The following is a 24,657-nucleotide window of genomic DNA, read 5'->3' on the forward strand; positions in this document are numbered from 1 at the left end:
GGTCCCCGGCCTACTCCAGCAGCTCCGCGTACGACCGCATGGCCGGGGCGATGTCCGCCCGGGCCCGGAAGCGGGGGTGGGTGAAGACGGGTACGGCGCCGCCCTTGAGGCAGGTCTCGGTCTTCGACCGGGACGGGTCGTTCCTGCAGAAGGACCTGAGCGAGGTGAACGTGGACGAGGAGTTGATCGCGTCGCCGTTCGGCATGGTGCCGGTCCAGCCGTTCGGGACGTACACCCGCAGCCGGGAAGCGGCCGTAGTCGGTGCGGGTCTCGCGAACGGCGGTGCCCGGGCTGTCCTGGTAGTTGCTCCCCATGCCGTCCAGCAGCGCCTTCGCCGTCGACTCGGCCCTCGCGTCACCGGACTTGGCGTGGAGTAGGCCAGCGTCCCGGCGTACGCGGCCGCCACGCCGACGTCGTCGGTGCAGTCGGCGACGGTGACGTGAAGTCCGCTGCTGCCGGCGGGCCTTGACGGGTTCCAGCAGCTGATGCGGAAATCCTGCCCGCCGCTGTCCTGGCAGCGGCGCGGTGAACGTCCGCCGGGGCCCCCGACCGCTAGCGGCCGAGGCCCCGGCGGATCGCCTGCTCCACCGGTGAGTACGCCCCGTCGGGCCGGTCCAGCTCGAACGGAACCGCCGGAGACAGCGGCGGCTGCGCCATGAAGCGGGGCCGGGTGCCGCGGTGCGGCTGGGCCGCGTGCACCAGGAAGGGATGACAGAGGTAGACGTCGCCGGGGCGGCCGGTGACGTACGCGAGCGGGCGGTGCGCCGAGGCCTCCACCAGCCGCGGCGCGATCTCCAGACCCGACACCCCGGCCTCGCCGTACGGCTCCAGCAGGGGCGGCACGTCCAGGTGCGAGCCGACCCGGACCCGGGTCGGGGCGTCGGCCTCGGTGACCTCGCTGAACAGGAACAGCATCAGCAGCGCGCGGTCCCTGGAGCGAAGGTTGGTGAAATACCACTGCTCGCCCTCGGGGAGATAGCTGCCTTCGATGTGCCAGCCCGCGTCGTCCGGCTCGACCGGGTGTGGGAACCGCAGGGGAAAGGTCCCCAGCGAGTACCGCGGCTCCCACCGGCCCTCGCCGACGAGCAGGTCGAACGCCCCGTGCAGGGCGGGGGAGTTGGCGGCTGCCGCGAAGGGCCCCTGCGCCATGCCGGCCACCCGGACCACCGGCTCCTTCCAGGTGCTCGCATCGTCCGGGTCGTATCCCGTCTCCCGCCACAGCAGCCGGGCGCAGTCCGCGGCGACGCGCGCAGGGAAGGCGCCCTCGATCTTCACGAAGCCGTCGGTGAGGAAGCGGGGCACGAGGTCGTTGTCCACAGGCCTCATGCTGGCCGCCCGGCCCGCTCCCGCGCACCCCTTTTTTTTGCCGCACCGGCAAGTTTTTGCGGCACCGGCAACGAAAGTGGCACCGTCCCCGTGCGCCGTCGCAGGCTGGCCGCATCCGAGCGAGAGGCTGACCACCATGGCATCACACGACCACCGCACCCCCCACGGACAGCACACCCACGTCCACGGTCACGGCGGCGATACCGACTGGGCCGCCGTGGCGGCGCTGCTGGAGGCGGAGGCCGAGGTGTTCGGTCCGGCGTACGCGCGCGCTCTGGCCTGGCTGGGCAAGGAGGTGACCGAGCCCGGTCTGATCGTGGACGCGGGCAGCGGACCCGGGGTCATCGCCTGCCTGATCGCGGAGACGTTCCCCGGCGCGCGGGTGGTCGCCGCCGACGGCTCCGCGCCTTTGCTGGAACGCGCCCGCGCCCGCGCCGCCCGCCAGGGTGTCGCCGACCGCTTCGACGCCCTGGCCGGTGAACTGCCGGACGTCCTCGCCGAGTTGGACTATCCGGTGGACCTGCTGTGGGCCAGCCGCAGCCTGCACCACCTCGGCGACCAGAAGGCCGCGCTCGCCGCGTTCGCCGCCCGGCTCGCCCCCGGCGGCACGCTGGCCATCCTGGAGGGCGGCCTGCCCGCCCGCTATCTGCCCCGCGACCTCGGCTTCGGCCGTCCCGGACTGCAGGCCCGTATCGACGTGGCACAGGAGGACCGCTTCGCCCGGATGCGCGCCGAGCTGCCCGGCGCGGTCGCCGAGGCCGAGGACTGGCCCGCCCTGCTGGCCGCGGCGGGGCTGAAGCCCACGGGCACCCGCAGCTTCCTCCTCGACGTGCCCGCCCCCGTCCCGGACCGGGCCCGCGCCTTCGTCGTCGCCGCCCTGGCCCGGGCCCGGGAGATCCACGCCGACGTCCTGGACGCGGGCGACCTCGCCACCCTCGACCGTCTCCTGGATCCCGCCGATCCGGGCAGTGCCCACCGGCGTCCCGACGTGTTCGTGCTGGCGGCCCACACGGTGCACCGGGCGGTACGGCCCGTCTGACGACGGCACCCGGCTCCGGGCGCTCTGCACCTGACGGACCCCCGGGCCTCACCGGCACACGGCGTGACCGGCCATCCGGTCGCACCCGTCCCCGGCGGCGCCTGCGCGGAGCTCAGTTGTTGGCGAGGAACTGCTTGGCCAGCTGGTCCCCGAGCGAGACCGCGGCGCTGTGGCTCTCGATGGGGGAGGCCTTGGAGTTCTTGAAGAGGATGTAGGTCACGCCCGAGTCGACGCCGCCGTTGGCCGGGTCGGGGTCGATGCCGAGTGCCTTGGCGGTGGCGTACGAGGCCTCGCCGATGATCTGCGTGGGGCCGGTGTCGCCGACGACGGCGTACTCCACCTTGTTGTTGTAGACGACCGCGACCACTCCGCCGCCCTTGATGCCGGCGCCGGCGTAGTTCCAGATGCTGCTGGAGCTGGGGACCACGACGTAGGGCAGCGACTGCGCCTTCAGCGGCTTGCCGTCGGACTGGTGGAAGGCGGTGTCGTCCTGGTACCAGGGGTCGCGGTCCTCGTTGCAGTCGGTGGTGCGCTGGCCGTCGCAGTCGATGTCCATGTCGGCCTTCCAGAAGACCGCGCCGTTCTTGCCGCACACGGGGACCGTGGCCGACGTCTCGTCGTCCGTCTTGTACTTGCCGTTCGATATCTGCGCGCAGGACGTCACCTTGGCGAGCAGGTCGGCCGCGCTGACCGAGCCCTCCTGCGCGGAGTGCGGGGCCGACCTCGCCGCGGAGCCGGCGGCGGCGTGCGCCGGAAGGACTCCGGCGGTGAGCAGTGCGGCCGAGGAGGCCGCGGCGAGGGTCAGGGTGCGAAGGCGCATGGTGGGGGGCCCTTCTGTTAGGAAAGTTTCCTGACTGGGTGTCGTACACCGTGGCCCCGTATGCATGTCCTCGTCAAGCCTGCCGTGGTGAACTGGTGAAACGCCTGCGTATTGCGGTGATTTATGAGCATGGCAAGACTGGAGAAAGCGACTCATGATGCCGGCCGTGGTCGGCCGGCACGGTCACGGCCCGGGAGGCGAGGCGCATGTTCGTACGCACGGTGTACGCGACCGGCGATCCGGCGCAGCTGGACACGGCCGTCCGGGCCCTGAACACCCGTGGGCACGACCTCCTGGAGGAGCGCCCCGGCTACCGGGGAGCGGGCGTCTTCGTCGACCGTGACCTCGGCAAACTGCTCACGGTCAGCTGGTGGGAGTCCGCCGACGCGCGTCGCGTCAGCGACGAGGTGATGAGCGCGCGGCGGCCGGAGCTGCTGCAGCCCTTCGCCGGGACCGTCGCGGTCGAGAACTACGAGGCCGCCGTCTTCCACGCCGGGCGACGGCCGCTGTCCGGCGGCGGACTGCGGCTCACCCGGCTCGCGTTCGAACCGGCGGACGCCGACCTCGCCGCCGACACCTTCCACGCCGGTGTGCTGCCCCGGCTGGAGGTGCTGCCGGGATTCGCCGGGGCGGCGCTCTTCCTCGACCGCGAACGCGGCCGTGGCATGACCGGGGTCCTCTTCGCCGACCGCGCCTCACTCGCCGCGGCCCGCGCCCGCCAGGCCGCGATCCGCCGCGAGGGCACGGCCAAGGCGCACGCCACGGTGATCGCCCTGGAGGAGTTCGAGGTCCTGCACGCCGACGTACGGGGCCACTGAACGGCGGGCACGCCGCGGACCGGGATGCCGGGCGGAGCGGCCGGACGCCGCGGAGCGGACCGCTGCCCGGGCGTTCGGCCCCGAGTACCCGCACACGCCCGGCACCGGAAACGCGGACGGCCGTTCGCCCCCTGTGCGGGTGGGGCGGACGGCCGTGGCGCGCCGGGGTCTCAGGCCATGTCGAACGTGGCCGGGTCGGGGCCCAGGCGCCGGTCCTCGTTGAGCGCGCTGATCGCCGCGAGGTCCTCGTCGTCCAGGCTGAAGTCGAAGACCGCGATGTTCTCCTTGATCCGGGACGGCGTCACGGACTTCGGGATCACGACATTGCCGAGCTGGATGTGCCAGCGCAGCACGACCTGCGCCGGCGTACGCCCGTGCTTGCGCGCGATGGCGACGATCGCCGGCACCTCCAGCAGGCCCCTGCCCTGGCCGAGCGGCGACCAGGCCTCGGTCGCGATGCCCTGCCCGGCGTGGAACTCGCGGGCGGCGTGCTGCTGCAGATGCGGATGCAGCTCGATCTGGTTGACCGCCGGGACGACCGAGGTCTCGCAGATCAGCCGCCGCAGGTACTCGGGAAGGAAGTTGGACACACCGATGGCGCGGACCCGGCCGTCCCCCAGCAGCTTCTCGAACGCCTTGTAGGTGTCGACGTAGGCACCGCGGGACGGCAGCGGCCAGTGGATCAGGTACAGGTCGACGTAGTCGAGACCCAGCTTCGCCAGCGACGCGTCGAAGGCGCGCAGCGTGGAGTCGTACCCCTGGTCGCTGTTCCAGACCTTGGTGGTGACGAAGACGTCCTCGCGGGGCAGGCCGGAGGCGGCGATGGCCTTGCCGGTGCCCTCTTCGTTGCCGTAGATCGCCGCTGTGTCGATGCTGCGGTACCCGGCCTCCAGCGCCGTGGCGACGGCCCGCTCGGCCTCGTCGTCCGGCACCTGCCAGACGCCGTAGCCCAGCTGGGACATCTCCACGCCGTTGTTGAGGATGATCGGGGGGACCTTGCTGCTCACGAGCTTCTTGATCCTTCGCTTGGCGACAGGTGGTACTCCCATCGTCAACGATCACCCGCCGCGACGCATTCCTGACCCCGCGCTCCGATGCGACCGACCGGTCAGTCGGTCACCGGGGTGCAGCTCGGCCCCACACGCGTCCGCCGATCTCGGCAGGTCGACGGCGATGCGGAGAAGGCCGGCACTCGGTCAGGTCCGGTAGAGGGCCTCGACCTCGTTGTCGTACGCCTTCTCGATCGCCTTCCGCTTCAGCTTCAGCGACGGGGTGAGCAGGCCGTGCTCCTCGGTGAACGGCTGCGCGAGGATGCGGAAGGTACGGATCGACTCGGCCTGGGAGACGAGGGTGTTCGCGGCGACCACCGCCCGCCGCACCTCCGTCTCCAGGTCCGGGTCGCGCACCAGCTCGGCCGGGGTCATCCTCGGCTTCCCGCGCATCTGCAGCCAGTGCTCCACGGCCTCCTGGTCCAAGGTGACCAGGGCGGCGATGTAGGGGCGGTCGTTGCCGACCACGATGCACTGGTTGACCAGCGGATGCTCGCGGACCCGCTCCTCCAGCACCCCGGGGGAGACGCTCTTGCCGCCGGAGGTCACCAGGATCTCCTTCTTGCGGCCGGTGATGGTCAGATAGCCGTCCTCGTCGAGCGAGCCGAGGTCGCCGGTGGCCAGCCAGCCCTCGTGCAGGGTCTCGTCGGTGGCCTTCGGGTTGTTGAGATACCCCTGGAAGACGTTGCCGCCGTGCAGCCAGATCTCCCCGTCGTCGGCGATGTGCACGGTGACGCCGGGGATCGGCTGGCCGACGGTGCCGTAGCGGGTGCGCTCGGGCGGGTTGGCGGTCGCCGCGGCCGTCGACTCGGTCAGGCCGTAGCCCTCGTAGATCTGCACGCCGGCCCCCGCGAAGAACAGTCCCAGCCGGCGGTCCATCGCCGAACCCCCGGACATCGCGTTCCGTATACGACCGCCCATCGCCGCGCGGACCTTGGCGTAGACGAGCTTGTCGAACAGCTGGTGCTGCATCCGCAGCCCCGCCGACGGGCCGGGCCCGGTGCCCCACGCCTTGGCCTCCACGGCCTCGGCGTACTTCACCGCGATGTCGACGGCCTTCTCGAACGGCCCGGACCTGCCTTCCTTCTCCGCCTTGCGGCGGGCCGCGTTGAACACCTTCTCGAAGATGTACGGCACCGCGAGGATGAAGGTGGGCCTGAAGGCCTGCAGGTCGGGCAGCAGGGCGGCGGCGTTCAGCTGCGGCTGGTGCCCGAAGCGGACCCGGCCGCGGATCGCGGCGACCTCCACCATCCGCCCGAAGACGTGCGCGAGCGGCAGGAACAGCAGGGTGGAGGCCTCGTCGTCCTTCTTGGTGTGGAACACCGGCTGCCACCGCTGGATCATCGTGTCCGCCTCGTACACGAAGTTGGCGTGCGTGAGGACACAGCCCTTGGGGCGGCCGGTGGTGCCGGAGGTGTAGATGATGGTGGCGACCGACTCCGGGGTGACCGCCTGCCGGTGCCGGTGGACCAGCTCGTCGTCCAGGTGCGCCCCGGCGTCGTACAGCTCCTGCACACAGCCCGAGTCCAGCTGCCACAGCTGACGCAGCTGCGGGAGGCGGTCGATGACGGTGGCGATGGTCATCGCGTGGTCCTCGTGCTCCACGATCGCCGCGGACACCTCGGCGTCGTAGAGCATCCAGAAGCACTGCTCCGCCGAGGACGTGGGATAGACGGGCACCACCTGGGCGCCGACCGACCACAGGGCGAAGTCGAACAGGGTCCACTCGTAGCGGGTGCGGGACATGATCGCGACGCGGTCGCCGAAGCGGACACCGCGCGCCAGCAGGCCCTTGGCGAGGGCCAGGACCTCGTCGCGGAACTCCGCGGAGGTCACCTCCCGCCACTGCCCGAAGGCGTCCTTGCGGCCCAGGGCGATGTGCGCGGGCTCCGTGCGGGCATGCTCGAAGACCACATCGGCCAGACCGCCCACCGGCGGCGCCGACGTGAGCGGCGGGTTGGTGAACTCGCGCAAACCTCGCTCCCCGATCCTCGCTGCTTGGTCACGCCCGTGATACGCGGCACAGCGCGGTGAAAGCTACCCCACACCGTCACCGGGCGGGAGGGGGTAGGAAACCGAGCAAACCTCACGTTTCTCCTCGCCGACGGCCGGAAAATGCCCCACAGGGGGAAGGGCCGGACACGATACTGACGAGTCAGTAAGTTTCGGTGCCGTAGATCTCCACCGAATCTGTACGCTGCGATTACGGCGTACACCGTACCGATCTCGGCATAACGGGTGTGGTCCGGCGCGTCGGCGAGTGCGGCCTTGGCGCACCGCCCTCGCCCTCGCACGGGGTGGCTCACCGGCGGGCCGGCACCGCCCTGTGTGTCACCTGCGTCACCGTCCCGGACTCCTTCCGCGGCACCGGCCGGCCCCGGGCGCACGAGCAGCGGCACGAGCGCACCCGCGACCGGGCCGGTCAGACCCGCCACCACCAGCGCGCCGTTCAGCCCCGCGGCGAACGCGGCGCGCAGAGTGGCCTCCGGGAACCCGCCGTGCAGCAGCGCACCGGCTCCGCCGCCGGCCAGGGCGTGGTACCTGAGCGGTCCCCCTCGGCCGCCTCGAAGGCGTCCAGCACGTGCAGACCACGCCCTTCCTGCGCGGGGTCAGGCAGCTGACCTACCCCGTGCCGCGCTGAGGGATGCGGCAACGGCGTGGATGGGTCAGCCGCCCCGGCGGCGCAGCCCTTCCCCGCCCGCGAGGATCGCCGCCGCCAGCGCGTCCGCGGCCCCCTCGGCGGCGCCCCGCCGGCGGCCGTGGACGAGCACGAAGTCGACCTTGCCCAGGCCGGGCAGTCCGCAACGCTCCGGCAGGCGGAACAGACCGGGCGGGATCAGGCGCCGGGAGTGGGCCATCACGCCGAGCCCGGCACGGGCCGCCGCGACCAGCCCGTTGAGGCTGCCGCTGGTGCACACGATCCGCCACGCGCGGCCCTCGCGCTCCAGCACCTCCAGCGCACGGGCCCGGGTGATGCCGGGCGGCGGATACACGATCAGCGGTACGGGCCGGTCGGCGTCCAGGCGCAGCCGCTCGGCGCCGATCCACACCAGGTCGTCGCGCCAGACCAGTTCGCCACGGGGATCCTCCGGGCGCCGCTTGGCCAGCACCAGATCGAGCTTCCCGGCGGCCAGCTGCTCGTGCAGGGTGCCGGACAGCTCCACCGTCAGCTCCAGGTCGACCTCCGGATGGTCGTAGCGGAAGCCCTGCAGGATCTCCGGCAGCCGGGTGAGTACGAAGTCCTCCGACGCCCCGAACCGCAGCCGGCCCCGCACCCGGGTGCCGGTGAAGAACGCCGAGGCCTGCTCGTGCACCTGCAGGATCCGCCGGGCGAAGCCCAGCATCGCCTCGCCGTCCTCGGTCAGCTCCACCGAATGGGTGTCCCGGGAGAACAACTGCCGACCGGTCGCGTCCTCCAGCCGGCGCACATGCTGGCTGACCGTGGACTGGCGCAGCCCCAGCCGGTGCGCGGCCTGCGTGAAGCTGAGCGTCTGCGCCACGGCGAGGAAAGTGCGCAGCTGCACCGGGTCGTACACACCCCCAGACTACTCGGCCATCGCATTTCATGATGACAGTCAGAGTGGTGTGCGGGATTCCCGATCGGCCAGCGGAGGAGGACGATGGAGGAGGCCCTGCGGGCCCCCGAGAGCGACACCCCTCCAGATCCCGTACAGCAATCGGAGCACTGTGAAACGCCTGCGCCGGCCGAGTCGGATGCCGATCGACCCGTACATCGTCCTGCTGCTCGGGACGGTGGGTCTCGCCGCGCTCCTGCCGGCCCGGGGCACCGCCTCCGACGTGGCCTCGGGCGCGTCGACAGCCGCGATCGCCTTCCTCTTCTTCCTCTACGGCACCCGGCTCTCCACCCGCGAGGCACTGGACGGACTGCGCCACTGGCGACTCCATGTCACCGTGCTGGCCTGCACGTTCATCCTCTTCCCGGTGTTCGGGCTGGCCGCGCGGGCCCTGGTGCCGGTGCTGCTGACCCAGCCGCTCTACCAGGGGCTGCTGTTCCTGACGCTGGTGCCGTCCACGATCCAGTCGTCCATCGCCTTCACCTCGATCGCCCGCGGAAACGTACCGGCGGCGATCTGCGCCGGGTCCTTCTCCTCGCTCATCGGCATAGTCGCCACCCCGCTGCTGGCGGCCGGACTGCTCGGCAACAGCGGGGGCGGGTTCTCCGCCGACTCGCTGATCAAGATCGTGCTGCAGCTGCTGGTGCCGTTCCTGGCCGGGCAGGTGCTGCGCCGCTGGATCGGGGGTTTCGTCGCCCGGCACAAGAAGGTGCTCGGCCTGGTCGACCGCGGCTCGATCCTGCTGGTCGTCTACACCGCCTTCAGCGAGGGCATGACCCGGGGCATCTGGCACCAGGTCAGCCCGGCACGGCTGGGCGCGCTGCTCGCCGTCGAGGCCGTCCTGCTCGCCGTGATGCTCCTGCTGACCTGGTACGGCGCCCGGGCGCTCGGCTTCGGGCGCAAGGACCGGATCGCCATCCAGTTCGCGGGTTCGAAGAAGTCCCTGGCCTCCGGGCTGCCCATGGCGAGCGTCCTGTTCGGCGCACAGGCCTCCCTCGCCGTGCTGCCGCTGATGCTGTTCCACCAGATGCAGCTGATGGTGTGCGCGGTCATCGCCAAGCGGCGCGCCCGGGACCCGCAGGAGGCCCCGGACACTGCGGGCGCGTCAGCCGCGCACGCCGTCCAGGGGCAGCCACAGGACCGTGTCCTTCGGTGACCTGAGCGCCTTCGGATCCGCGAGCTCCCCGTCGGTGAGCGCCCGGTCCCAGACGTGCACCTCGTCGATCGCGCCGGCGAAGAAGGCCCGGCTGTCCATGCGCTGACCGATGTGGACACCGAAGGGGGAGTTACGGCTGACCGACCCCGGTATGTCGGCGACGGACGACTGCATACCGTCGACGAACAACGACAGCCGACCGCCGCCCCGCCGCAACGCCAGGTGATGCCACCGGCCGTCGTTGTATGCAGTATCCGCACGAACGTAGACAGTCTGCGGCGCGATCGCCCCGTCCCGCACCGTGATCAGCCCCTGGATCCGGTGGTTCGCCGGCTCGCCGCGCACCCACACCTGCGGCTGGGTGGTGCCGACCCCGCCCATCCACAGCAGCGGCTGCTCGCCGCTCGTGGCCGTGTACCGGAACCACAGGGACGCCGTGAAGTCCTTCCTGCCCAGCGGCAGCGCGTTGCGGAACGGCAGGCGTACGGCGTCGTCGGTGCCGTCGAACTGCAGCGCCCCGCCGAAGACCCCGTCCGTCTCCTCCGCGCCGCCGAGCACCGCGGCCGGGCGGGCGCGCGGGGCCCAGTCGGCGGTGACCGGGTCGGGGCCGCGGCGCGGGGCGAGCCAGTCCTCGGTGAAGCGGGCGAAGCGGATCTCGTCACGCGCGTCCACCACCCCGCCCTCGTAGACCAGGCCCACCGTGTCCGCGTCGGCGCGGACCAGGTCCGAGTAGCCGGACCAGTCGGTGGTGACGACCGTGCCGCGGTCCACGCCGTCCCAGGTCCGGCCGCCGTCGTAGGAGGAGCGGATCGTCATCGTCCGCCGCCGGTCGGGGTCTGCGGGGCAGGCCAGCAGCAGCCGGTCGCCCAGGCGCAGCAGGGAACCCTGGACCTGCGGGGCGTACAGGCCGGGCAGGTCGTGGAAGGGCGCGGTGAAACTGCTGCCGCCGTCGCGGCTGACGGCCTGGGTGCGGTGGCCGAGGTCGGTGCCGTCCTGCTCCCGGCCGCTGACCAGGACCGAGCCGTCGCCGCGCTCGGCGAGGGCCAGTTCGGACGGCTTCTGCCGGAAGGTGCCGTCGTCGGCGATGGGCCAGGTGTCCGTGGCGCCGATCCGCCAGTGGCCGCCGTGGTCGTCGCTCACGATCAGCGCCGCGTGGTTGGCGGTGACCCGGCCGCCGTCCCAGGTCTCGGTGTTGACGCCGAAGACCAGCCGGCCCGCGTACCGGCCCCGGGTGAGCTGGATGCCGTGCACCGGCCCGGTCGCGTACCAGGAGTTCCAGTCGGCGGGCAGGATCTCCGGGCTCAGATCACGCGGCACCGACCAGCTCCGTCCGTCGTCGTCGCTGTACTGCAGATGCGGGGTGCGGTCGCAGGGGATCGGGCAACTGGCGCTGTCGGTACGGCCCGTGTTGTACGTCTCCGCGAGCCAGACCCGGCCCGTTTCGCGGTCCACGATCGGCGCCGGATTGCCGTGCGTGTCACCGGCGCCCTCGTTGACCACCTGCAGCGGGCCCCAGGTGCGGCCGCCGTCCGGGGAACGCTTGAGCACGATGTCGATGTCGGCGGCGTCACCGCAGTTGAGGACCCGGCCCTCGGCGAACGCCAGCAGGGTGCCGTCGGTCGTCCGCACGATCGCCGGGATGCGGAAACAGGCGTAGCCGGGGTCCTGGGCGGCCTTGAAGAGGACCTGCTGCTCGAACTCGGCGGACCCGGCGGCCGTTCGGGCGTGTGCCGTGGCGCCGGGGAGGAGGAACGCTGCGAGGGCCGCCGCCGCGGTGACGGCGACGGCGCGTACGGATCTGAGACGGGCGCGAAGACCTGACGGCATGGCGGGACCTGCCCTTCGTCGGCCGGGCATCTGGACATCCGGACATCCCATGTCCAACGTGCGCCCCATCGACGGTAGTTGGGGCCAGGTCGCCCCACAAGAAGCGTGCAGCACAAGGAGCGCGCGAAGGGACTACGGGCGCAGTACGACCTTGCCGAGGTTGGCCCGTCGCTCGATCACCTCGTGCGCCTCCGCCGCGTCCTCCAGCGCGAACTCGGCGTGCACGGCGGGCTTCAGGGCACCCTCGGCGAACAGCCGCCACAGCTCCTTGCGCCACTGCTCGTACAGGTCCGGCCGGCCACGTGCGATCAGGGCCATCTGGAATCCGATCACCGACTTGGCGCCCACGAGCAGGTCGTACGCCCGCAGGGTGCCGCCGCCGGAGCTGTAGGCGACGAGGCGGCCGTGCGGGGCCAGGGCGGCGAGGGCGGGGGTGAGCAGGTGACCGCCGACAGCATCCAGTACATAGTCGACGGGATCCCCCCAACTGTCGTCGCCATACTGTATGCAGTCGTCCGCGCCGAGCGAGCGGACGAAGTCCGCCTTGCCGGGGTCGGACACCGCCCCCACCACCCGCCCCGCACCCCGCGCCCGTGCCAGCTGTACGGCGAGGTGCCCGACCCCGCTCGCCGCCGCCGTGACGAGCACCGCCTCGCCCGGCACCGGGCGCGCCGCCTCCAGTGCCCCGAACGCCACCAGGCCGCTGCGCACCAGCGCGACCGCGTCCACGGAGTCCGCGCCGTCCGGTATCGGGGAGGCCATGGCCTCGTGCAGCAGGGCGAAGTCGGCGTATCCGTGTCCGAAGCACAGCCCTGTCACCCGGTCGCCCGGCCGGTACCGGGTCACGCCCTCGCCCACCGTCACCACCTCGCCGGCGATCTCTCCGCCGAGCGCGATCGGCTCGGCGGCCTCGGTGACCTTGCGCACCACGGGCAGGGTGACCCCGACGGCCGCACAGCGCACCAGCAGCTCGCCGGGCCCGGGCTCGGGGACGGGGGCCTTTTCGAGGAACAGCGGGCTGCCGGTGGACTCGTATCGGACGCGACGCATCGCACACACCTCCAGGGCCGGGAACCGGCACATCGATCATTGGGGAGACCCACGAATTCGTTGGGAGCCCCAACGATAGCGAAAGTTCGTTGGGCCGTCCAACGATTCTCGGGATACGCTGCCCGTATGGCCGAAGCACCCTTGCCCGCGATCCGCTCCCTGCCCAGCTGGCTCCTCGGCCGCGCCGCCGGCCGGGGGCGCGCCCTGGTCGCCGACGCCCTCGCGGCCGAGGGCCAGAAGATGTGGCACCACGTGGTCCTCTCCGCCGTCCGCGACCTCCAGCCGGTCGCCCAGGCCGACCTCGGCCGCAGCGTGGGCCTGGACCCCAAGGACCTGGTCGGCGTACTCAACGACCTGCAGTCCGCCGGCCACGTCGTCCGCGCCCCCGACCCCAGGGACCGGCGCAAGAACGCCGTGTCCCTCACCGACGACGGCGCCCGCCTCCTCGCCCGCTGCGAGAAGGCGGCCCGCGCGGCCAACGACGAGCTGCTCGCCCCGCTGTCGGCCGCCGAACGCGAGCAGTTCACGGGCCTGTTGATCCGGATTTCCGGCACGGACGGCTGACTGCGGCTAACGTTCCGTCATGACCGCAGCCCACCTGCTCGATCCGCAGCGCACCGCCCTGATCCTCGTCGACCTGATGGACCGCATCGTCGCGCTGCCCCTGGAACCCCGCAAAGGCACCGAAGTGCTGGCCGCCGCCGAGGAGTTGGCGCGTGCCTTCCGCGCTGCCGGGGCACCCGTCGTCCTCGTCCGGGTCGAACGCCCCTCGGTCGCCGAACAGCCGCCCGGCAGCGCCCTGGTCCCCGGCCTCGCGGCGAACGGCGACCTGGAGGTGGTCAAGCGGACCATCGGCGCCTTCCAGGGCACCGATCTCGACGAGCGGCTGCGCGAACGCGGCGTCACCACCCTGGTGTTCGGCGGCATCGCCACCAACCTCGGCCTCGAGTCCACCGCCCGCGCCGCCGCCGACCTCGGCTACGACCTCGTCTTCGCCGAGGACGCCATGGCCGCCTTCACCGCCGCCGAGCACGAGGCGTCCGTCCGGCTCGACTTCCCCCGGCTGGGCACGGTCGTGACCGCCGCCGACGTACGCCTCAGGCCCGCCTGACCGCGTGCCCCGCGGGCACGGGCATCACCCTCGTCCCGCGCTCCGTCGCCGAGCGGTACTCCCGCCCGTACATCACACACGTGCCGTGCCGGACGCCGAACCCGCCCAGGTGTTCCTCGCCTGCCATTCCGGCCACTGCTCACCCCCGACCGCGGCGTTCGGCGAAGGGGCACAGTCCCTCGGCTGAGGCGGGCCCGGCGGCGCAGGGCCCGCGGCCCCGCCCGCCGGACGGGAAGCCCGCCGCCGTGCCGCGAGGAGGTGTCTCAACCCTGGGCGGTCGCCTCCCGCAGGGCGACGCGGTCCGCGCCCGCGTACACGTTCATCGAGCTGCCCCGCAGAAAACCCACCAGGGTCAGCCCCGTCTCGGCGGCCAGGTCCACCGCCAGCGACGACGGCGCCGACACCGCCGCCAGCACGGGGATGCCCGCCATCACCGCCTTCTGCGCCAGCTCGAACGAGGCCCGCCCGGAGACGAGCAGGATCGTCCGCGACAGCGGCAGGTCGCCGTTCTGCAGCGCGCGCCCGACCAGCTTGTCCACCGCGTTGTGGCGGCCCACGTCCTCGCGTATGTCCAGCAGCTCGCCGTCCTCGGCGAACAGGGCCGCCGCGTGCAGGCCTCCGGTCCGGTCGAACACCCGCTGGGCCGCCCGCAGCCGCTCCGGAAGACTCGCCAGCAGCTCAGGGGTGACCCGCACCGGGGGAGTGTCGGCGATCGGGAAGCGCGCGGTCGTACGGACGGCGTCCAGGCTGGCCTTGCCGCACAGGCCGCACGAGGAGGACGTGTAGACGTTCCGCTCCAGCGTGAAGTCCGGCAGGGCGACGCCCGGCGCGGTCTTCACATCGACGACGTTGTAGGTGTTCGAGCCGTCTACGGTCGCCCCCGCACAGTAGACGATGTTCTGCAGATCGTATGCAGTCGCCAGTACACCCTCGCTCACCAGGAACCCCGCCGCCAGCGCGAAGTCGTCGCCCGGTGTGCGCATGGTGATCGCGAGCGGCTTGCCGTTCAGCCGGATCTCCAGGGGTTCCTCGGCGACGAGCGTGTCCGGCCGGGTGGAGACCGCTCCGTCCCGGATGCGGAGGACCTTGCGCCGTTCCGTGACTCGTCCCATGTCCTGATCAGCCCCGGTTCTGTACGTGCTGGCAGCCGAAACGGCCCTTGATGCAGAGATCGCCGTGGGTCACCAGGTTGTCGTGCGGCGAGGCGACCCTCACGATCTCATTGTCCTTCACATGGACCGCCATCACGTCCCCGCCCCGAGGGAGGCCGCGGATGCCCAGCGACAGCAGCCCGCCTAGCCGGCGGGGACTGATCACCCTCGCCTGACTGTGGGTCGGAGCGCCCTTCGCCTACGGGGTCTACGAACTCGTACACACGGCGACCCAGCTGTTCACGGGATGAGTACACGGGCGTCCGAGGTGCTGCGCGAAGCCGACAACCCGGCCGCCCGATTCCTGTGGCTTCACCTGCCGTCGTACTCGCGAGTCACTGTTAAGACTGGTGCATCCCGCTACGACGGAAACGAGGGACCTCCGCCATGAACGGCTCGCGCATCGCCGCCATCGGTCACTACCAGCCCGCCCGGGTGCTCACCAACGAGGACCTGGCGGGCCTGGTCGACACGAGCGACGAGTGGATCCGCAGCCGGGTCGGCATCAGGACCCGCCACATCGCCGGTCCGGACGAGCCGGTGGACGAACTGGCCGCGCACGCCGCGGCCAAGGCCCTCGCCGCCGCCGGTCTCACCCCCGGTGACATCGACCTGGTCCTGGTCGCCACGTCCACGGCGATCGACCGTTCCCCGAACACCGCCGCCCGGGTCGCGGCCCGGCTCGGCATCCCGCAGCCGGCCGCGATGGACGTCAACGTGGTGTGCGCCGGGTTCACGCACGCGCTGGCCACGGCGGACCACACCGTCCGGGCCGGCGCGGCCGGCCGGGCGCTGGTCATCGGCGCCGACAAGATGTCCGACGTCACCGACTGGAGCGACCGCAGCACCTGTGTCCTCGTCGGCGACGGCGCCGGGGCCGCCGTGGTGGAGGCCTGCGCGCCGGGGCAGCAGCCGGGGATCGGGCCGGTGCTGTGGGGGTCGGTGCCGGAGATGGGGCACGCGGTACGGATCGAGGGCACGCCGCCGCGGTTCGCTCAGGAGGGGCAGAGCGTCTACCGCTGGGCCACCACCCAGCTGCCGGCCATCGCCCACCGTGCCTGCGAGAAGGCCGGCGTGGCCCCGGAGGACCTCGCGGGCGTCGTGCTGCACCAGGCGAACCTGCGCATCATCGAACCGCTGGCGGAGAAGCTCGGTGCCGTCAACGCGGTGGTCGCCCGCGATGTCACCGAATCCGGCAACACCTCGGCGGCCAGTGTTCCGCTCGCCTTCTCCAAGTTGATCGAGCAGGGAGCCCTGAGCACCGGCGACCCGGTGCTGCTCTTCGGCTTCGGCGGCAATCTGTCGTATGCCGGGCAGGTCGTACGCTGCCCCTGAGCGGGCGAAGCCGGTACACCAGGGGCCGGATTTCTGTACGCGGTGGCCTGCATTTGTACACCGAAGACTGTAGACAAAAGACAATCGATTCGTAGCTCACCCAACCGAGCTCATCGATACCGAGCGTCCAGGGCTCACGCGCCGGAGCAGCCCAGGAGGGGGACCGCGATGTTGCCGACCGGACTGCCGCAGGGGGCGGTGCCGAAGCTGGAACGTCCCGGACCGCTGCGCGAGCGGGTCTACGAGGCGCTGCTGGAACTCATCACCACCCGCGCTCTGCAACCCGGCCAGCACCTGGTCGAGAGCGAACTCGCAGAGTACCTCGGCGTCTCCCGGCAGCCGGTGCGCGAGGCGCTGCAGCGGCTCAACACCGAGGGCTGGGTGGATCTGCGGCCCGCGCAGGGCGCGTTCGTGCACGAGCCGACCCAGGAGGAGGCCGACCAACTGCTCACGGTCCGCACCCTGCTGGAGGCGGAGGCAGCCCGGCTGGCGGCTCTCAACGCCGGCCCGGAGGGGGTGGAGGCACTCTTCGACATCGTGAAGGAGGGCCGGACGGCGGTCGCCGCCGACGACGTGACCCGTGCCCTGGCGCTCAACGCGGCCTTCCACGCCAAGGTCATGGAGCTGGCCGGCAACGCGGTGCTCGCCGAGCTGGCCGCCCAGGTCGACCGGCGGGTCCGCTGGTACTACACTCCCGTGGCCCGGCTGCGCGGCGGCACCTCCTGGAGTGAACACTCGGACCTGGTCTTCGCGATCAGGGACGGGGACGCGGAGCGGGCCGGCCGGCTGATGCGCGAGCACACCGAGCACACCCGGCACTCGTACCACCATCGCAACGAGTCCTGATCCGCCGCCGTCATGTCCCGGCCGGCCCGACGTCCGGTGTCGCCGGGACGCAGGACCGAGCCTCCACCGCCAGCATCGCCACCAATACGCCGACCAGCAGCAGGAGTTCACCGTAGGCCGGCATACGGACGCCGAACGTGGCGGTGGCCAGGGCGAGCACGGCACCGGCCGCCCGGTGGCGGACCGGCCGCAGCCGCAGAGCCGTACGGAAGGCCGCGTCGCCCGCGAGGAACAGCGCCACCCCGCCCGCGAGCGCCAACGCGCCTCCCGGCTGCGGGTGTTCGGCCAGGTGGCCGAGGGTCTTCTTGATGCCGGCCGCGAGGTACGCGATGCCGAGCAGCATCGGCAGGAAGGCGTAGTAGTAGGCGTTCATCGCCAGCCGCCAGCCGCCAGCCGCCAGCCGCCAGCCGCCAGCCGCCAGCCGCCAGCCGCCAGCCGCCAGCCGCCAGCCGCCAGCCGCCAGCGGGCCGGCGGCGGTGTCACCCGGAACGCGGCCTCGGCCGCCTCCTCGTCCCGTACGAAGTACGTCCACCACAGCGCGACCGACAGGGCCAGCGCGAGGAACGCGCCGCAGAACAGCCCCGGTGTGAGCGGCAGATCACCGATGCCGACCCCGATGGAGATCACGGACTCGCCGAAGGCGATGATCAGCAGCAGCCCGTGCCGCTCCACGAAATGCGCCGGGTCGAGCGCGCCCAGCTGCACCCGCAGCGTCGCCGCACTGCGCCCGTCCCTGCGGCCCGGCCCGTGCTCGGCCACCAGCGGAGTCGCGAACTGCAGGACGATCGCGAGCAGCCACAGGCGTCCGCGGCAAGGCCGTCGACGAGCCCGGCGGCGGTCAGAACCGGACTTCGTCCCGCTCATCAACGCGGCCATGCGCAAGGACCTCATCGACCAGGTCGCCGAGGCGGTCGACCGGGGCACCGTACCGCTGTAGCGCCGCCGTCCCGTCGACACGTTTTTCCCGCCGGGCCAGGACACCTCCGCCTGGGTCCACTCGGTCACCCTGCTCAACTCGGCGCCGTCCTCCCTGCTGCACCACGCGGAACACTGCGGCCCCGTCGACATGATCGTCCTTGTCTGCGGTGTCTGCGGTGTCTGCGGTGTCTGCGGTGTCTGCGGTGTCTGCGGTGTCTGCGGGTGTCTGCGGTGTCCGCGGTGCCTTTGCCGGCGGCGATCTCTCGGTGCGCGCCGTGACCGGACCGGCGGGGGAGCGGCTGCCCGGGAAGTTCCCGAAGTGCCAGCTCAAGCCCCTGAACCTCACTATGTGTAGGCAGGTTCTTGCATCCTGTATACCGTCGCCAATCGCGCGGCCCGGTTCGGTCCTGCCGTCACTCACGGGGCGGATACGCAGGTGAAACGCACTCCGAAACCTTGGTATTGTTGTCCATGTCGCCGCCGGGAACACCCCCCGTAAGGCGGCAGACACCTAGTCCGGGTGGCGGAATGGCAGACGCGCTAGCTTGAGGTGCTAGTGCCCTTTATCGGGCGTGGGGGTTCAAGTCCCCCCTCGGACACCAGCTGAGACCCCTGTTCATCAGGGGTTTTCTGCTTTCCAGGACTGTGGCGTGACCAACAGCCTGGAGACTTCCCAGGTCAGACCAGGGATGACAGGCCGAGTCGGCCCGCACCGGAGGCGGCGAGCTTCTGCTCAGCCCGCGACGCCACTGGGTGAAGCTGCTACGGAGCCTCGCCCGGGATCGACGGGTACGTTGCGCGGAGCTGGTTCAACGCGGGGTGCTCGGCGGGCAGCTCCCCTATGTTCGTGTGCTGCTGAGCAGTGTCATGGTGACGCCGGGCAGCGCCGGGGCCTGTGGCCACACCACGGTGCCGTCATGGGCGCCCGCTGGTCAGCTCCGCTGGAAGAACCCCACCTCGGCGAGCGCGACATGCCGCCCACCGGAGAGCCCCATGACCGCCCCAGTACCAGCCGCACCTTCACCACGTTGTCGGTCCCGGTTGCGATGGTCTGGTCTCCCGCCTTGTCGCTGAGGTCGATTTCCTTGTGGTGCGGAATGGCTTGCAGAAGGTGAACGTGATCGAGGCTCCGGCCCCCGGCGCCCCCCAGTAGCGGTTGCTGAGCCCGTCCGTGGTGGCCTTCGCCGGATGCCCGGGCACCTCGGCGCCGGCGTGAACGGCCAGCGGGGTGATCGCCTTGGCGCCGCTGAGCTTGTCCCGGGTGCCTCGATCAGGGCGCGCCAGGCGGGCAGCAGGAAGAAGCCGCCCACGCACAGCGCCAGGATCACCGCCAGTGTCACCAGTACCCGGATCCACCGCCCAGACCCCGCCCGCACCCGGCGCCGGAACGGCCAGATCGTCCGCGACCAGGGCAGCTGCTCATGGGCCGCCGCCGGGGTCAGCGGGCTGGCACAGCGACGGCAGAACCGGCGCTCCGGCGGATTGGGCGTGCCGCACACCGGGCACGGCACCCCGGCCACCTCCTCCGGCGCGGCCACGGGCCGTACGACGGGCCGCGGCGCGACCGGCTTCGCCGGCTGCAGGCACCCGGTCCTCGTGGAACACCGCCTGCCGGATCTTCCCGGTCAGCTCGGGCGCGGAGGACCGGGCCTGGTCCAGGCAGTCGGCGACGGTCGTGGGGACATAGGCCGTGTACGTGCCGGCGGGCAGCCCGGGAACGTTCACCGGAATGAAGTGCCCGGTACCTGCGAACCGGTCGGGCACGGCCTTCAGGAGAGTGGCGCCCAGGATCGGGGCCGCCGGGTTCGCGGTGGGGAACTCGGACAGCGTCCCCGAAGGGTCCTGCAAGGAACCCGGGAGCTCCGCGGGCAGCGGTGTGGCTTCCTCGTCCAGTTCCCAGTGCATGATGTCGTCGCTCTACAGGAGCGCGCCCTTGAAGGAGTCGTGATGGCGCGGCACGACGCGGAACACGTCCGTCGGAGTGGTCGCCTGCCGAGTCATAGCTGTCAGAACCCCATCGGGCGGGGGTGCGGTGTGGCGTTGCGATCGGTGGACCAAACGAGCCGGAGTTCGACGTTTTCCGAGCCGGTGAGGGACTGGATCAGTCGTGCTGCCCAGCCGTTCCAGTAGACATACGTCCTGTTGTCCGTCAGGCGGAAGCACGGGGCGTCGAGAGGCAGCTTCTCCGGCACGAATTCGGCGTGCTCGATCTCGCCGACCTCGCTCGGCGGTGACGACGCATTTCTGTCGAGACAGTCAGCGACGACACTCGGGAGGTACGCGCGGTAATCGCCGCCCTGGGCGCCGGGCACGTGCACGGGGATGTAGTGGCCGAACGCATGGAAGTGCTCGTACGTCTCCTCGGTCAGTCTCCGGCTGAGCACCGGTACCACGGCGTGCCCGCTGGGATAGTCCGACACCGTTCCCTTGGGATTCCCGTGCCACTCGGCCTGGATCTCGTCGGGGAGCGGGTGGGTGCTGCTGTCCATTTCCCAGCGAATGAGGGGTAGGGCGTCCACGAGGAGACCCTTGTAATGGTCGCCGAAGGATGGTGTGATGCGAAAGACGTCGACTGTCTGTCCGGTTCCGGGGTTCATGGTGCGGTCCAATGTGCGGTGGGGCCGGGAGATCCGTTCTTCAATTCCTTGAGAATGTCCGCTCCGATCCTACTGAGTTCGGATTTCATGGACTTCGCGATTGCGTCTGGCTTTGCACCGTTCGCCACCAGCAGTTGCACGTGGGTCTGCAGATGAAGGTCGAGACGCTGCAGGAATTTACCTCGGTGAGTGTAGTTGTGCGGTGTGGGGTGGTCGAGTGGGACGCCGTTGGAGGCGTCGTTGATGTCCACCCCGTACTGCTGGAGCAGCTGGCGTGCGCGGGCGCCCGGGGCCCAGTGGCCCTTCGCGCCGCCGGACGGGACGATGTGCGCGGCGGCCTGGCCGGGCTTGAATGTGACCCCGTTCGCCTCCATGTTGGCCCGCAGCCGCGCCGCGTTCTGCTTGCAGGTGAGCAGTCCCAGCAGGTCGAGCCAGGTCGCCGGATTCAGGACGTACGCGCAGGGGTTGGGGGCCGGCTCCAGGCCGAGGGGGTCGGGGGAGACGTAGCGGGCGGTCTCGGGGTCGTAGTGGCGGAAGTAGTTGTAGTGCAGGCCGCCGGTCTCGGCGTCGACGTACTGGCCGGGGAAGCGCAGCGGGGTGTCGGCGAGGGCGTCGGCGTTCGGGGCGGTGGTGCCCCACGTGGTGGTGCGGGTGTGCCAGGCGATCTCGCCGTCCTCGGTGACGAGTTCGGTCGGTGTGCCGATGAGGTCGGTGACGATGGCGAAGAAGCGGGAGTCGACCTCGGTGTCCGACAGCGGCTTGCGCTCGTACTGGGCGATGGGGCGGTGGCCGTCGTACTCCCAGGTGACGGTGACATCGGTCGCGGTGTGGGTCTGCTCGGCGAGGCGCGTGCCGTCCCAGGTGAAGCGGGTCTCGTCGAGCCGCGTGACTCCGTCGTCTGCCAGCCGGTACTTGGCGGTGCGCCGGCCGAGGGGGTCGTAGCGGTAGTGCCAGGTCTCGCCGTCGGGGGTGGTGCAGGAGGTCAGCCGGTTCTCGGCGTTCCACGTGTAGCGCCAGGTCTCGGGCTTGCGGGACAGGCGCTTCTTGGTGCGCGACACGAGGCGGCCGGCCTCGTCGTAGCAGTACGTGGTGTTGCCCGCGCGCAGGAGACGAGTGCCGGAGTAGGTGCGCTGCCCGCGCGCGTCGGGGTCGGCCGGGCGGTCGGGCCAGTGGGCGCTGGTCTGGTTGCCCGCGCCGTCGTAGGCGTACTGCTCGTGCCAGCCGCCGCGATCGGCGGTCGTGGCGAGCGGACGGCCGACCGGGTCCAGGGTGTGGGCGAGGGTACGGCCGGTGACCTGTTCGGCGAGTCCGGTCAGGTGGCCGTCCGGGCGGTAGGTGTAGTGGCGGTCACGCAGGAGCCGACCGGTGCCGGTGCCGGCCTGAGCACTGAGCGTCTGCCGGGTGAGCCGGCCGAGACCGTCCCGGACGGACGAGAGCAACGCCCGCTCGCTGAGAGTGCGTTCGGTCTCCTGGCCGAGAATGTCGTACGTGAAGGCGAGGGTGTGCCGGGCGTCCAGCGACAGGTGGGTGCGGTTGCCGAACGCGTCCCAGCCGGCGGTGGTGCGCGCGCCGGTCGGTGTGGTGCGGCCGGTGCGCTGCCCTGTGTCGTCGTAGCGGTAGTGCGTGGTGCGCCCGTCGACGGTCTCGGCGAGCAGCCGGCCGAGCGGGTCGTAGGAGCGGGTGAGGACCGAGTCGGGTGAGGCCACACCGGTGATCCGGCCCGCGGCGTCGTACGTGTAGTCGGTGCGATCCCCCGAGACCTCCTTGGCCGTGAGGCGGCCGACCGCGTCCCAAGCGAAGGTGAACACGTCACCGGCCGGGGTGGTGCTGGAGACGAGGAAGCCGGTGGGGTCGTGGGCGAAGGTGGTGCGACGCCCGTCGAAGTCGGTCTCGGCCACCACCTCCCCTCGCGCGTTGAAGGAGTACGTCCAGGTGCTGCCCTGGGGGTCGGTCACGCCGGTGAGGCGGCGCTCGGTGTCGTGGGTGAAGGTGTAGGTGGCGCCGTCGGGGGTGGCGCGGGCGGCGAGCAGGTCGAAGGGGCCGTAGCTGAGGGTGGTTACGCCGCCCAGCTGATCGGTGTGATGGATGCAGTTGCCCTCGCCGTCGTAACACCATGACTCGCTGCTGCCGTCCGGCGCGGTGAGCCCGACCAGGCGGCCCTCCGCGTCCCAGGCCATGGCCGTCACGCCACCGAGGGGATCGGTGAGGGTGAGCGGACGGCCGAAGGTGTCACGGGCGCAGGTGGTGGTCCCGCCGCGGGCGTCGGTGACCGAGACCGGCAGACCGGCCGCGTCCGCGTCGACGGACAGCGTCGTGCCGCGGGGATCGGTGACACCAGCGGTGGCGCCGGTGGCGTGGTGGGTGAACGTAGTCGTGGTGCCGTCGGGCGTGTGGACGGCGACGCGGTTGCCGCGCCGGTCGAAGTCCTGGCGGGTGACGGTGCCGTCCGGGCCCGTCACCTCCACCGGCAGGTGCCGGTCGTTGTAGGAGAAACGGGTGACGGAGCCGTCGGCGGCGACCACGGCGGTGAGGTCGCCCGCGTCACTCCACTCCCAGCGGGTGGTGTGTCCCGAGGGATCCGTCCGGCTGAGCAGTCGGTCGCGCGCGTCCCATTGCTGGCGGGTGGTGTACCCGAGCGGGTCGGTGATCGCGACGATCTGACCGTGTCGGTTCGCACGGTAGGTACTGGAGTGGCCGAGGGAGTCGGTGTAGGTGGCGGTGGTGGTGCCGTCCTCGTCCGGACCGTCATACGTGATGCGGGAGTTGAGAATCCCGTCGGTGCCTTGTGTCTCGACGACCCTGCCCGACGCGTCATAGACGTATCGGAACGTCGTGTCGTTGGAGTCGCGCCAGCCGGTGATGCGGTGCTCGTCGTCGTAGGTGAAGAGGGTGAGCGCGTCGACCGCGTTGATCACATCGGTGAGGTTGCCGCTCTCGTCGTACCCGTAGCCGCGCAGCCGCAGCGGCTCGTCCTCGGTGAGGGCGTGCAGCCCGGTGACGCGGTGACTGTCCGGGTCCGTGGTGATCGTGAGGCGGTAGCCGCCGGAGTGTGCGACTTGCAGCAGGTTGTCGTCCTCAGCGCGTTCGAGGGTGATGTGGTTGTGGTTGCGGTCTTCGACCTGCGCCAGCCACCACACGCCCGCACGGGCCGCGGAGGGTTCGAAGTGCCGGGTCAGACCGGTGTACGGGTCCTGCACCACCAGCACGTACGAGGCGCCCTGGGACACGTAGGTCAACGGCAGGCGCTCGCCCGCGACCGGGTCGACGCGGTCGCCGACGATGTCCGGGGTGCGCGGGTAGTAGAGGCTGGAGCCGTCCTCGCGGCGCCACCACACGCCGTCCGCCTCCGGGTCGCGTTCCAGGCGCTCGTCCAGGGTGGAGGCCCAGGACGGACCGAAGCCGATGCCGTGGGTGTAGCCGGTCAGGTGGGTGCGGCGGAGGGTCAGCGGCAGGATGCCGGGCAGGTCGACGTCGGTCTGGGCCAGGATCATCTGGCCGGTGGCCATGTCGATCGGGTCGCCGCAGGTCTCCTTGTCCGCCAGGGCGCGGGCGTCCCTGGAGCGCTGCAGCAGGTCCGGATCGTGCTTGTCATGGGCGTCGATCTTGAGCCGGGAACCGGCGCCGGGCGGACCGTCACCCCCGTCCCTGCCGTGGCCGTGCCTGCCCAGGCCGATCCCGTCGATCTTGCTTCGGATGTCGAGGTCGTTGTGCTTGTGCAGCCGGGAGGCGGCCCTCACCCGGTCCGGCACCGTCTCCGTGAGGTGCTTGGCGACCTTGCCGAGCGCCTTCTCCGAGCCGTGCAGCGCGCCTTCCAGGACCGAGTCGAAGGCCCGGGTGAAGGGGTCCTTGCCCTTGGTGCGGCCGAACAGCCCCTTGGCCCGGCCGAGCGGGGCCGAGCTGTTCAGGTGCAGTTCGCTGCCGTGGAAGGAGACCTTGCCGGCACCGCTCTCGAACTCCTCGTGGTCGATGTGGAGATCGGAGCCGCCACCGCCGCCACCGCCGCCCGCGGAGGCGAGCACGAAGCCGCCACCCGCACCGC

Annotated in this window: 22 protein-coding genes, 1 tRNA gene and 3 pseudogenes; 10 read left to right on the top strand and 16 right to left on the bottom strand. The window is 71.4% G+C overall.

The window, feature by feature from the left end:
• Window positions 1-10: 10 nt before the first annotated feature.
• Both ACZ7GZ_RS03985 and ACZ7GZ_RS03990 read right to left on the bottom strand, forming a co-directional pair.
• Window positions 11-487, bottom strand: a complete 477-nt coding sequence (locus tag ACZ7GZ_RS03985) for a glycoside hydrolase family 48 protein (RefSeq protein WP_471020789.1) — start codon at window positions 485-487, stop codon at window positions 11-13.
• A gap of 65 nt (window positions 488-552) precedes the next feature.
• A complete protein-coding gene (locus ACZ7GZ_RS03990; protein WP_471020735.1) occupies window positions 553-1,326 on the bottom strand; it encodes a phytanoyl-CoA dioxygenase family protein in 774 nt (257 codons plus the stop codon).
• 136 nt (window positions 1,327-1,462) lie between these two features.
• On the opposite strand from ACZ7GZ_RS03990, the gene ACZ7GZ_RS03995 reads away from it, so the two are divergent.
• A complete protein-coding gene (locus ACZ7GZ_RS03995; protein WP_471020736.1) occupies window positions 1,463-2,365 on the top strand; it encodes a class I SAM-dependent methyltransferase in 903 nt (300 codons plus the stop codon).
• A gap of 112 nt (window positions 2,366-2,477) precedes the next feature.
• On the opposite strand, the gene ACZ7GZ_RS04000 is transcribed toward ACZ7GZ_RS03995, so the two are convergent.
• The gene (locus tag ACZ7GZ_RS04000; RefSeq protein ID WP_471020737.1) at window positions 2,478-3,185 is read right to left on the bottom strand and encodes a glycoside hydrolase family 75 protein; all 708 of its coding nucleotides are present in this window, start codon (window positions 3,183-3,185) and stop codon (window positions 2,478-2,480) included.
• 206 nt (window positions 3,186-3,391) lie between these two features.
• Between ACZ7GZ_RS04000 and ACZ7GZ_RS04005 the strand changes: the two genes are divergently transcribed.
• On the top strand, window positions 3,392-4,003 hold the full coding sequence (locus ACZ7GZ_RS04005) for a hypothetical protein (protein WP_471020740.1): 612 nt from the start codon (window positions 3,392-3,394) through the stop codon (window positions 4,001-4,003).
• A gap of 170 nt (window positions 4,004-4,173) precedes the next feature.
• Here the strand turns inward: ACZ7GZ_RS04005 and ACZ7GZ_RS04010 are convergent, their stop codons facing one another.
• The 3 genes from ACZ7GZ_RS04010 to ACZ7GZ_RS04020 form a co-directional block, all read right to left on the bottom strand.
• Window positions 4,174-5,010 (bottom strand): aldo/keto reductase, encoded by an 837-nt coding sequence (locus ACZ7GZ_RS04010; RefSeq protein WP_471020741.1) that lies wholly within the window; start codon window positions 5,008-5,010, stop codon window positions 4,174-4,176.
• Between the two features lie 189 nt (window positions 5,011-5,199).
• Window positions 5,200-7,026 carry an AMP-dependent synthetase/ligase gene (locus tag ACZ7GZ_RS04015; protein WP_471020743.1) on the bottom strand — a complete coding sequence of 609 codons (1,827 nt, stop codon included), beginning with the start codon at window positions 7,024-7,026 and terminating at the stop codon, window positions 5,200-5,202.
• A gap of 692 nt (window positions 7,027-7,718) precedes the next feature.
• Entirely contained in the window at window positions 7,719-8,588 is an 870-nt protein-coding gene (locus tag ACZ7GZ_RS04020; RefSeq protein WP_471020745.1) for a LysR substrate-binding domain-containing protein, read from the bottom strand.
• A gap of 178 nt (window positions 8,589-8,766) precedes the next feature.
• On the opposite strand from ACZ7GZ_RS04020, the gene ACZ7GZ_RS04025 reads away from it, so the two are divergent.
• Complete coding sequence (locus ACZ7GZ_RS04025) at window positions 8,767-9,783, top strand: bile acid:sodium symporter family protein (protein WP_471020746.1); 1,017 nt, start codon at window positions 8,767-8,769, stop codon at window positions 9,781-9,783.
• Here the strand turns inward: ACZ7GZ_RS04025 and ACZ7GZ_RS04030 are convergent.
• On the bottom strand, window positions 9,733-11,610 hold the full coding sequence (locus tag ACZ7GZ_RS04030) for an exo-alpha-sialidase (protein ID WP_471020747.1): 1,878 nt from the start codon (window positions 11,608-11,610) through the stop codon (window positions 9,733-9,735). The two genes, ACZ7GZ_RS04025 and ACZ7GZ_RS04030, sit on opposite strands and share 51 nt — an antisense overlap.
• A gap of 132 nt (window positions 11,611-11,742) precedes the next feature.
• The gene (locus tag ACZ7GZ_RS04035; RefSeq protein ID WP_471020749.1) at window positions 11,743-12,660 is read right to left on the bottom strand and encodes a quinone oxidoreductase family protein; all 918 of its coding nucleotides are present in this window, start codon (window positions 12,658-12,660) and stop codon (window positions 11,743-11,745) included.
• Window positions 12,661-12,786: 126 nt separating this feature from the next.
• Between ACZ7GZ_RS04035 and ACZ7GZ_RS04040 the strand changes: the two genes are divergently transcribed.
• Entirely contained in the window at window positions 12,787-13,224 is a 438-nt protein-coding gene (locus ACZ7GZ_RS04040; protein ID WP_471020751.1) for a MarR family winged helix-turn-helix transcriptional regulator, read from the top strand.
• Window positions 13,225-13,243: 19 nt separating this feature from the next.
• Window positions 13,244-13,771, top strand: a complete 528-nt coding sequence (locus ACZ7GZ_RS04045; RefSeq protein WP_471020752.1) for an isochorismatase family protein — start codon at window positions 13,244-13,246, stop codon at window positions 13,769-13,771.
• A 263-nt stretch (window positions 13,772-14,034) separates the two neighbouring features.
• Here the strand turns inward: ACZ7GZ_RS04045 and fdhD are convergent, their stop codons facing one another.
• The gene (gene fdhD, locus ACZ7GZ_RS04050; RefSeq protein ID WP_471020754.1) at window positions 14,035-14,883 is read right to left on the bottom strand and encodes a formate dehydrogenase accessory sulfurtransferase FdhD; all 849 of its coding nucleotides are present in this window, start codon (window positions 14,881-14,883) and stop codon (window positions 14,035-14,037) included.
• Window positions 14,884-14,890: 7 nt separating this feature from the next.
• A pseudogene (locus ACZ7GZ_RS04055) lies at window positions 14,891-15,016 on the bottom strand (2Fe-2S iron-sulfur cluster-binding protein); the annotation flags it as partial.
• Between the two features lie 28 nt (window positions 15,017-15,044).
• Here ACZ7GZ_RS04055 and ACZ7GZ_RS04060 point away from each other — a divergent pair.
• From ACZ7GZ_RS04060 to ACZ7GZ_RS04070, 3 genes and pseudogenes are all read left to right on the top strand, one after another.
• A pseudogene (locus tag ACZ7GZ_RS04060) lies at window positions 15,045-15,173 on the top strand (MFS transporter small subunit).
• A 136-nt stretch (window positions 15,174-15,309) separates the two neighbouring features.
• The gene (locus ACZ7GZ_RS04065; protein ID WP_471020755.1) at window positions 15,310-16,257 is read left to right on the top strand and encodes a beta-ketoacyl-ACP synthase III; all 948 of its coding nucleotides are present in this window, start codon (window positions 15,310-15,312) and stop codon (window positions 16,255-16,257) included.
• A gap of 168 nt (window positions 16,258-16,425) precedes the next feature.
• A complete protein-coding gene (locus ACZ7GZ_RS04070; protein ID WP_471020756.1) occupies window positions 16,426-17,103 on the top strand; it encodes a GntR family transcriptional regulator in 678 nt (225 codons plus the stop codon).
• Window positions 17,104-17,113: 10 nt separating this feature from the next.
• On the opposite strand, the gene ACZ7GZ_RS04075 is transcribed toward ACZ7GZ_RS04070, so the two are convergent.
• Together ACZ7GZ_RS04075 and ACZ7GZ_RS04080 are read right to left on the bottom strand one after the other, a co-directional pair.
• Window positions 17,114-17,476: a low temperature requirement protein A gene (locus ACZ7GZ_RS04075; protein ID WP_471020757.1), complete on the bottom strand. Its 363-nt coding sequence runs from the start codon at window positions 17,474-17,476 to the stop codon at window positions 17,114-17,116.
• Entirely contained in the window at window positions 17,473-17,994 is a 522-nt protein-coding gene (locus tag ACZ7GZ_RS04080; protein WP_471020790.1) for a low temperature requirement protein A, read from the bottom strand. Before ACZ7GZ_RS04080 ends, ACZ7GZ_RS04075 begins: the two co-directional genes overlap by 4 nt.
• Between ACZ7GZ_RS04080 and ACZ7GZ_RS04085 the strand changes: the two are divergent.
• Together ACZ7GZ_RS04085 and ACZ7GZ_RS04090 are read left to right on the top strand one after the other, a co-directional pair.
• A pseudogene (locus ACZ7GZ_RS04085) lies at window positions 17,951-18,461 on the top strand (hypothetical protein); the annotation flags it as partial. The gene ACZ7GZ_RS04080 and the pseudogene ACZ7GZ_RS04085 overlap by 44 nt on opposite strands.
• Before the next feature lie 74 nt (window positions 18,462-18,535).
• Window positions 18,536-18,623, top strand: a tRNA-Leu gene (locus ACZ7GZ_RS04090).
• A gap of 330 nt (window positions 18,624-18,953) precedes the next feature.
• Here ACZ7GZ_RS04090 and ACZ7GZ_RS04095 read toward each other — a convergent pair.
• The 4 genes from ACZ7GZ_RS04095 to ACZ7GZ_RS04110 form a co-directional block, all read right to left on the bottom strand.
• Window positions 18,954-19,559 (bottom strand): DUF7577 domain-containing protein, encoded by a 606-nt coding sequence (locus tag ACZ7GZ_RS04095; protein WP_471020759.1) that lies wholly within the window; start codon window positions 19,557-19,559, stop codon window positions 18,954-18,956.
• Window positions 19,441-19,926 (bottom strand): hypothetical protein, encoded by a 486-nt coding sequence (locus tag ACZ7GZ_RS04100; protein ID WP_471020760.1) that lies wholly within the window; start codon window positions 19,924-19,926, stop codon window positions 19,441-19,443. Before ACZ7GZ_RS04100 ends, ACZ7GZ_RS04095 begins: the two co-directional genes overlap by 119 nt.
• A 101-nt stretch (window positions 19,927-20,027) precedes the next feature.
• Complete coding sequence (locus ACZ7GZ_RS04105; RefSeq protein ID WP_471020762.1) at window positions 20,028-20,618, bottom strand: hypothetical protein; 591 nt, start codon at window positions 20,616-20,618, stop codon at window positions 20,028-20,030.
• Window positions 20,615-24,657 (bottom strand): DUF6531 domain-containing protein (locus ACZ7GZ_RS04110; protein WP_471020763.1); only part of this gene is annotated, 4,043 nt, incomplete at its 5' end. The genes ACZ7GZ_RS04110 and ACZ7GZ_RS04105, both read right to left, overlap by 4 nt.

The organism is Streptomyces sp. NPDC037288 (assembly GCF_055603265.1).

What these genes read in the sequence shown, in the direction of transcription:
- ACZ7GZ_RS03990 (WP_471020735.1), bottom strand. Translation starts at nt 1,326, where the DNA reads ATGAGGCCTGTGGACAACGACCTCGTGCCCCGCTTCCTCACCGACGGC.
- ACZ7GZ_RS03995 (WP_471020736.1), top strand. Translation starts at nt 1,463, where the DNA reads ATGGCATCACACGACCACCGCACCCCCCACGGACAGCACACCCACGTC.
- ACZ7GZ_RS04000 (WP_471020737.1), bottom strand. Translation starts at nt 3,185, where the DNA reads ATGCGCCTTCGCACCCTGACCCTCGCCGCGGCCTCCTCGGCCGCACTG.
- ACZ7GZ_RS04005 (WP_471020740.1), top strand. Translation starts at nt 3,392, where the DNA reads ATGTTCGTACGCACGGTGTACGCGACCGGCGATCCGGCGCAGCTGGAC.
- ACZ7GZ_RS04025 (WP_471020746.1), top strand. Translation starts at nt 8,767, where the DNA reads ATGCCGATCGACCCGTACATCGTCCTGCTGCTCGGGACGGTGGGTCTC.
- ACZ7GZ_RS04030 (WP_471020747.1), bottom strand. Translation starts at nt 11,610, where the DNA reads ATGCCGTCAGGTCTTCGCGCCCGTCTCAGATCCGTACGCGCCGTCGCC.
- ACZ7GZ_RS04035 (WP_471020749.1), bottom strand. Translation starts at nt 12,660, where the DNA reads ATGCGTCGCGTCCGATACGAGTCCACCGGCAGCCCGCTGTTCCTCGAA.
- ACZ7GZ_RS04040 (WP_471020751.1), top strand. Translation starts at nt 12,787, where the DNA reads ATGGCCGAAGCACCCTTGCCCGCGATCCGCTCCCTGCCCAGCTGGCTC.
- ACZ7GZ_RS04045 (WP_471020752.1), top strand. Translation starts at nt 13,244, where the DNA reads ATGACCGCAGCCCACCTGCTCGATCCGCAGCGCACCGCCCTGATCCTC.
- fdhD (WP_471020754.1), bottom strand. Translation starts at nt 14,883, where the DNA reads ATGGGACGAGTCACGGAACGGCGCAAGGTCCTCCGCATCCGGGACGGA.
- ACZ7GZ_RS04065 (WP_471020755.1), top strand. Translation starts at nt 15,310, where the DNA reads ATGAACGGCTCGCGCATCGCCGCCATCGGTCACTACCAGCCCGCCCGG.
- ACZ7GZ_RS04070 (WP_471020756.1), top strand. Translation starts at nt 16,426, where the DNA reads ATGTTGCCGACCGGACTGCCGCAGGGGGCGGTGCCGAAGCTGGAACGT.
- ACZ7GZ_RS04075 (WP_471020757.1), bottom strand. Translation starts at nt 17,476, where the DNA reads ATGAACGCCTACTACTACGCCTTCCTGCCGATGCTGCTCGGCATCGCG.
- ACZ7GZ_RS04080 (WP_471020790.1), bottom strand. Translation starts at nt 17,994, where the DNA reads ATGAGGTCCTTGCGCATGGCCGCGTTGATGAGCGGGACGAAGTCCGGT.
- ACZ7GZ_RS04100 (WP_471020760.1), bottom strand. Translation starts at nt 19,926, where the DNA reads ATGCACTGGGAACTGGACGAGGAAGCCACACCGCTGCCCGCGGAGCTC.
- ACZ7GZ_RS04105 (WP_471020762.1), bottom strand. Translation starts at nt 20,618, where the DNA reads ATGAACCCCGGAACCGGACAGACAGTCGACGTCTTTCGCATCACACCA.